General features: G+C 68.9%; 6 protein-coding genes. 3 read left to right on the top strand and 3 right to left on the bottom strand.

Annotated features, from left to right (window positions below):
* Window positions 1-384: 384 nt before the first annotated feature.
* On the bottom strand, window positions 385-1,194 hold the full coding sequence (locus ABZX37_RS49070) for a DNA-formamidopyrimidine glycosylase family protein (RefSeq protein WP_354751223.1): 810 nt from the start codon (window positions 1,192-1,194) through the stop codon (window positions 385-387).
* Window positions 1,194-1,667, bottom strand: coding sequence for a ribose-5-phosphate isomerase (locus tag ABZX37_RS49075; RefSeq protein ID WP_354751224.1), 474 nt, complete (start codon window positions 1,665-1,667; stop codon window positions 1,194-1,196). Before ABZX37_RS49075 ends, ABZX37_RS49070 begins: the two co-directional genes overlap by 1 nt.
* A 44-nt stretch (window positions 1,668-1,711) precedes the next feature.
* On the opposite strand from ABZX37_RS49075, the gene ABZX37_RS49080 reads away from it, so the two are divergent.
* Window positions 1,712-2,455: a 2-phosphosulfolactate phosphatase gene (locus ABZX37_RS49080; protein ID WP_354751225.1), complete on the top strand. Its 744-nt coding sequence runs from the start codon at window positions 1,712-1,714 to the stop codon at window positions 2,453-2,455.
* Window positions 2,452-3,243 (top strand): MBL fold metallo-hydrolase, encoded by a 792-nt coding sequence (locus tag ABZX37_RS49085; protein ID WP_354751226.1) that lies wholly within the window; start codon window positions 2,452-2,454, stop codon window positions 3,241-3,243. The genes ABZX37_RS49080 and ABZX37_RS49085 overlap by 4 nt, the downstream gene beginning before the upstream one ends.
* A gap of 46 nt (window positions 3,244-3,289) precedes the next feature.
* Here ABZX37_RS49085 and ABZX37_RS49090 read toward each other — a convergent pair whose 3' ends face one another.
* Entirely contained in the window at window positions 3,290-3,910 is a 621-nt protein-coding gene (locus ABZX37_RS49090) for a DsbA family protein (RefSeq protein ID WP_354751227.1), read from the bottom strand.
* A gap of 177 nt (window positions 3,911-4,087) precedes the next feature.
* On the opposite strand from ABZX37_RS49090, the gene pepN reads away from it, so the two are divergent.
* The gene (gene pepN, locus ABZX37_RS49095; protein WP_354751228.1) at window positions 4,088-6,655 is read left to right on the top strand and encodes an aminopeptidase N; all 2,568 of its coding nucleotides are present in this window, start codon (window positions 4,088-4,090) and stop codon (window positions 6,653-6,655) included.
* Window positions 6,656-6,940 lie beyond the last annotated feature (285 nt).

Here is a 6,940-nt window from a genome sequence, read left to right on the forward strand (position 1 = left end):
GCCCGCCGGGCCCCCTGGATCTGACCTCCGGTGTCGCGCTGCTTTTCTATAACCATCCCCCTCACTCCCCCCCCCCCCCACGTCTGCGGGTGCAGCGCGCCGCAGACCCAGCCGGGTGCATCGCGCAGCGCGTGGGAGGGTCTCGTCCTCGGCGACGGGCTGGCGCGCGAGGCCGAGTTCCGTGAAGGGAACCCTGAGGGAATCAGAGTCCCTCAGGGTTCCCCTCACGGAACTTCGCCGGAACCGGACCAGGCAGCCAGGTGGTGCACTGCATCCCCGCACCACTGCAACGAACCCGCCGCACACCGCTCTACCGAGAAACCTCACTGGGGCGCGGTAATCCGCCCGCAGCGAACCCAGCTCAAGCTCTAGGCTCCGCCGTACTCAAGCAGGCTGGCAAGCAGGACACCAATAAAGATTCCGCGCAGCCAATTCCTTCTGCGCCACCGGCGTCCCACAAATCAAACACGGCATCCCGGCCCGTCGGTAGACGTAAACCTCGCCCCCGTGCCGGTCCTCGCGCGGAGCCCGGCCCATCGCCGCGGGCAGATGCTCCGGTGCGACCGTGTCGATCCGCCCGACCCGGACCCCGGCGCGCATCAGCGTCACGAGGTCCGCCCAGATGTCGTCCCACAGCGCGCGGTCCAGCGCGCGTCCGGGAACCATCGGCGAAATCCCGTGCCGGAACAGCACTTCCGCGCGATAAACGTTCCCGACGCCAGCCAGCACCGCCTGATCCATCAGCAACGCCGCGATCGTCGTCCGAGACCGCGAGATCCGCTCCCACGCGCGATCCGGCTTCGCGTCACGGCGCAGCGGATCCGGGCCCAGCCGGGCTTTGATCGCGTCGACCTGCGCCGGGTCCAGCAGTTCGCACCGCGTCGGGCCGCGCAAATCGGTCCAGTGGGTGCGGCCGACGAGGCGCATCCGCACCTGGCCCACCGGCGCGGTCTCGGGCAGCGAGGCTTCCCCGAACGTGCCGTACAGACCTAAGTGGACATGGACTGTCCCCAACGGACCGTAGTTGTGGAACAGGTGTTTCCCGTACGCCTCAGCGGAAACGAGCACCTGCCCGTCGAGTTTCTCCGCCTCGGCGGCGAACCGGCCCTGCGGGCTGCTGAGGCCGACCGGTTCGCCGACGTACCGGCGTTTGTGCAGACGGGCCAGCCGATGGAGCGTGTGCCCCTCGGGCATCAGGCCTCCGGCAGGGCGGGCGGGGTGCCGGTGCGCTCGTAGTCGAGCAGCTGCCGCACGCGCCGCGCGTGGCGCTCGGCCGGGTCGACCGGCGTGGCCAGGAACGCCTCGACGATCTCGGTCGCCTGCTCCTCGGTGTGCATCCGCGCGCCGACGCCCAGCACCTGGGCGTGGTTGTGCTCCCGGGTCAGCTGCGCGGTTTCGACGCTCCAGCCGAGTCCGGCGCGGATGCCGGGCACCTTGTTCGCGGCGATCTGCTCGCCGTTGCCGGACCCGCCGATGACGATGCCGAGGCTGCCCTCGTCGGCGGCCACGCGGCGCGCGGTTTCGACGCAGAACGCCGGGTAGTCGTCGGCCGCGTCGTAGACGAACGGACCGATGTCGGTCACCTCGTGCCCCTGTTCGCCGAGGTGGCGGACAAGGTGGTTCTTCAGCTCGAAACCGGCATGGTCGGATCCCAAGTAGACACGCACAGCGGGAGTGTGCCATCTCGCCGCCGACCCGGCATGCTCCGGGGGTGGACATCGCAGCGCAGCACGGCGCGGACGTCCGCCTCGAATGGGGCGGCGAGGGCGTCGGGATCCTCGGCCGGGAATGCGCGGTGCTGATCATCGTGGACGTGCTTTCCTTCAGCACCACAACGGATCTCGTCGTCAGCCGGGGCGGCCGCGTGCTGCCGGTGCGATGGCGGGACGAACGCGGAATCGCCGAGGCGCGCGGAGCGGGAGCAGTGGTCGCGGGCGAAGAGGAATGGACGCTCCGGCCGTCTTCTGTGACGCAGATCCCGTCCGGAACGCTTCTTGCCCTCCCCTCCCCCAACGGCGCGACGCTCTGCACGGCCGCCGCGAAAACCGGCGCGCACGTATTAGCCGGTTGCCTGCGGAATGCGACGGCGACCGCCGCGAAAGCCGAGGAAATCGCCGCCGGACAGCCGATCGGCGTCATTCCCGCCGGGGAACGCTGGGGAGTGGACATGTTCGGCGAAGGCGAAAGCATCGAGTTCGGCCCGCTGCGGCCGTGCGTCGAAGACCAGCTTGGCGCGGGCGCGATCGTCAGCGCGCTGACCGGCTCGCGGTCCACCGAAGCCGCGCTGGCGGCGGCTGCCTACGCGGCCACCGACGTCCCTGCCGCACTGCGCGGCTGCACCTCCGGCAGGGAACTCGCCGCGACCGGCCACGGAAACGACGTATTTCTCGCGGCGCACCAGGACGTCAGCGATAGCGTGGCGATGCTGTCGCACGGAATTCTGGAGGGGCAATGAGCTGGACCGAGGTGGCCGACGGGGTTTTCGCCCGCCGGTACGACGAACTGGACCTCACCACCGGTTTGGTGCTCGGCCAGGAGCAGTGCCTGGTGATCGACACCCGCGGCGACGTCGACCAGGGCACCGAATTCGCCGCCGCGGTGCGCGAGCTGACCGAGCTGCCGTGGTCGGTCGTCTACACGCACGCGCATTTCGACCACGCCTTCGGCACCACGCCGTTCCTGCCGTGCGACGTCTGGGCCCACCCCGGCTGCCTGCGGGCCCTGCTGAAGAACGGCGAAGCCGACAAACAAACCTGGGCGGCCCACTACCGCAAGGAGGGCAAGCCGGAAATCGCCGACGCCATCGAGCGCACGGGGCTCATGCCGCCGGACCGCCTCGTGCCCGACCGCGCCGAACTCGACCTCGGCGGCCGCACCGTGACCCTCGTGCACCCCGGCCCCGCGCACACCGACCACGACCTGCTGGTGCACGTGCCGGACGCCGACGTCGTCTTCGCGGGCGACGTCGTGGAGCACGGCCCGCACGGCTTCACCGCGTACTCATTCAGCCCGGCCGACGAGCTCGACGCGTGGGCCGCCGCGATGGACGCGCTGCTCGCGCTCGAACCGCGCATCGTCGTGCCCGGTCACGGCGAGCCGGTGGACGAAGCGTTCGTGCGCACCCATCGCGACGGCCTGCTGCGCCTGCACGAGCTGAAGACGGCCAACACCCCGCTTGACGAAGCGTTGAAAAACTCGCCCTACCCCGAGGACGTCACCAAGGCGGCGCTCGGGTTCTCGTGAGTGCTGATCACGGTTCTCACCGCGATCAGCACTCACGAGCCGGGCGTCAGTCGAAGTTCAGGTCCCCGGTCCGGGTGCGCTTCAGCTCGAAGAAGTCCGGGTAGCTGGCCAGCGCGACCGCGCCGTCGAACACCTTCAGCGCATCCTCGCCCCGCGGGATCGACGACAGCACCGGGCCGAAGAACGCGTTCCCGTTGACGTGGATGGTCGGCGTGCCGACGTCCATGCCGACCGGGTCCATGCCCTCGTGGTGGCTCTTGCGCAGCGCCTCGTCGTATTCGGTCGATTCGCCCGCCTCGGCGAGTTCGGCCGGGGCTCCGATCGCGGCCAGCGCCTCCTTGATGACGAGCTTGCGGTCCTCGTTGTGCTGGTTGTGGTAGCGGGTGCCGAACTCGGTGTAGAAGTTCCGCACGGCTTCCTGGCCCTGGGTCTGCGCCAGCGCGGTGGCGACGCGGACCGGGGCCCAGCCCTCGCTCAGCAGCTCCTTGTAGCGCTCGGGCAGGTCTTCGCGGCCTTCGTTCAGCACCGACAGGCTCATCACCCGGAAGTTCAGGTCCAGCTCACGGTGCTTCTCGACCTCGAGGATCCACCGCGACGAGATCCACGCGAACGGGCAGATCGGGTCGAAGAAAAAGTCCACCTTCGTGGGCTGGGACGAGTCAGTCATGTTTCACGGGCTCCTCGGCGAGGCTGCTCCCCGGCAGTCGCCGGAGGGCGGGGCGGACCCCCGCACTGCGAGGCAACGCGGGGAGCCCTCCGCATTGTTCCCTGGTCGCCGGTTCCGGGCCCGTCATGATTGGATGCTGAACGTCGTGCCAACCGGAACCGAAGACCAGAGGTGCCCGTGCCCGCCCCCAACCTGACGCGTGACGAAGCCAAGCAGCGCTCCGGCCTGCTGGACGTGTCGTCCTACGACATCGAGCTGGACCTGACCGACGGCCACGGCCGTCCCGGGGAGAAGACGTTCCGCTCCACCACCACGGTGCGGTTCTCCAGCAGCCGTCCCGGCGAAGCCTCGTGGATCGACCTCGTCGCCGAAGGCGTCCGCTCCGCCGTGCTGAACGGCACTGAGCTCGATGTCAGCGGCTACGCCGAGGAAAAGGGCATCGCGCTGCCCGGCCTTGCCGCGGAGAACGAACTCGTCGTCACCGCCGACTGCCGCTACATGAACACCGGCGAGGGCCTGCACCGGTTCGTCGACCCGGTCGACGACGGCGTCTACCTCTACACCCAGTTCGAGACCGCCGACGCGAAGCGCATGTTCGCCTGCTTCGACCAGCCGGACCTCAAGTCCGTGTACCGGCTCGCGGTGCACGCCCCGCGCGACTGGAAGGTCGTCTCCAACGCGCTGGCCGCAAGCGCCGAGGACACCGAGGACGGCGCGCGCCGCACGCAGTTCGCCGAATCCGAGCGCATCTCCACCTACCTGGTGGCGCTCGTCGCCGGCCCGTACGCGGAATGGACCGACGAGTTCCGCGACGAGCACCGCACCATCCCGCTCGGCATCTACTGCCGCGCGTCGCTCGCCGAGCACATGGACGCCGAGCGGCTGTTCGTCGAAACCAAGCAGGGTTTCGCCTTCTACCACGAGAAATTCGGCACCCCGTACCCGTTCTCCAAGTACGACCAGCTGTTCGTGCCGGAGTTCAACGCGGGCGCGATGGAGAACGCCGGCGCGGTCACCTTCCTCGAGGACTACGTCTTCCGCAGCCGCGTCACCCGCTACGCCTACGAGCGCCGCGCCGAGACGCTGCTGCACGAGATGGCGCACATGTGGTTCGGCGACCTGGTCACCATGCGCTGGTGGGACGACCTGTGGCTGAACGAGTCGTTCGCGACCTTCGCGAGCGTGTTCGCCCAGGCCGAGGCGACCGAGTACAAGAACGCCTGGACCAGCTTCGCGAACATCGAGAAGTCCTGGGCCTACCGCCAGGACCAGCTGCCCTCGACGCACCCGATCGCGGCCGACATCGTCGACCTGCACGCGGTCGAGGTCAACTTCGACGGCATCACCTACGCCAAGGGCGCGAGCGTCCTCAAGCAGCTGGTGTCCTACGTCGGCATCGACCACTTCCTCGACGGCCTCAAGGTCTACTTCGGCAAGCACGCGTGGGGCAACGCCACGCTCGCCGACCTGCTGGCCGCGCTGGAGGAAGCGTCCGGCCGCGACCTGTCGTGGTGGAGCGCGGAATGGCTGGAGACCACCGGCCTCAACTCGCTCAGCCCGCGCTACGAGATCGCCGCGGACGGCACCTTCAAGTCGTTCGCCGTCGTGCAGACCGGCGCGAAGCCGGGTGCCGGGGAACTGCGCACGCACCGCGTCGCGGTCGGCGTGTACGACGAGGACGCCGACGGCAAGATCGTCCGCACCCGCCGCGTCGAACTGGACGTCACGGGCGAGCGCACCGAGGTGCCGGACCTGGTCGGCCAGGCCGCGGGCAAGCTCGTGCTGGTCAACGACGACGACCTGACCTACTGCCGGATGCGCCTCGACCCGGCGTCGCTCACCACGCTGATCGACCGGATCGGCGACATCACCGAATCGCTGCCGCGCACGCTGTGCTGGTCGGCTGCTTGGGAGATGACGCGCGAGGCCGAGCTCAAGGCTCGCGACTTCGTGACGCTCGTGGCGCGCGGGATTCACGCCGAGAGCGAGGTCGGCGTGGTGCAGCGGTTGCTGTTGCAGGCGCAGACTGCGTTGAACTCTTATGCCGACCAGAAGTGGGCTGCTTCGGAGGGGTGGCCTGCGTTGAGCGGGCGGCTGCTGGAGCTGGCTCGGGCTGCGGAGGCTGGGTCGGATCATCAGCTGGCGTTTGTGAACTCGCTGGCTGGCGGGGTGTTGAGCGACGAGATCCTGACGGAGATCGCGGGCTGGCTCGACGAGTCCGCGCCGCTGCCCGGGCTGACGGTGGACACCGATCTGCGCTGGCGGCTGCTGCAGGCGCTGGTCGCGCATGGCAAGGCCGGTGCGGACGAGATCAACGCCGAGCAGGAGCGGGACGACACCGCTGCCGGGCGGCGGCATGCGGAGCGTTCGCGTGCACTGCAGCCGACTGCCGAGGCCAAGGCTGATACCTGGCAGCGGGCTATTTACGACGACGAGATTCCCAACGCGGTCAGCGATGCGTTGATTTCCGGGTTCTCGCACCCGGGGCAGAAGCACCTGCTCGGTGACTACATCGAGCGGTACTTCGAGGTTATCGACGACGTGTGGGCGCGGCGGTCCAGTGAGCGGGCTCAGCCGACTGCGATCGGGCTGTACCCGTCTTGGGCTGTTGAGCCCGCGACGGTGAATGCTTCGGACGAGTGGCTCGAAGGGGAGCATCCGGCCGCGTTGCGGCGGCTTGTTTCCGAGGGGCGCGCGGGGATTGTTCGGGCGTTGGCTGCTCGGGACTTCGACAGCCAGGTTTGAGTTTTCTCGGGGGTTTTGACGCAAGCGTGCTGCGTTGGGGCACCCCGAAGCTGATGGTGACTACGGGCTGAGGGTGCTGGTCAAGGCGGGAAAGATGCCTTGACCAGCATCCTCAGCCCGTGTTTTTGGCTTCGTATCGGGGTGCAGGGCCGGGGCTGGGTGCCTGGCTGGTTTCGTAGGTCAGCTGCGGTTGGGTAGGACGGCTAGCGCCCCAATGTGGCATTGGGTGCATGCGACGCACCCAATGTGGCGTTGGGGGGGGGGGTGGCGCCCCACCCCCCCAAG

This window comes from Amycolatopsis sp. NPDC004079, assembly GCF_040610415.1.
Classification (GTDB): domain Bacteria; phylum Actinomycetota; class Actinomycetes; order Mycobacteriales; family Pseudonocardiaceae; genus Amycolatopsis; species Amycolatopsis halotolerans.

Excerpts from the sequence above, each read along its gene's own strand:
- ABZX37_RS49070 (WP_354751223.1), bottom strand. The coding sequence starts at position 1,194 with ATGCCCGAGGGGCACACGCTCCATCGGCTGGCCCGTCTGCACAAACGC.
- ABZX37_RS49090 (WP_354751227.1), bottom strand. The coding sequence starts at position 3,910 with ATGACTGACTCGTCCCAGCCCACGAAGGTGGACTTTTTCTTCGACCCG.
- ABZX37_RS49085 (WP_354751226.1), top strand. The coding sequence starts at position 2,452 with ATGAGCTGGACCGAGGTGGCCGACGGGGTTTTCGCCCGCCGGTACGAC.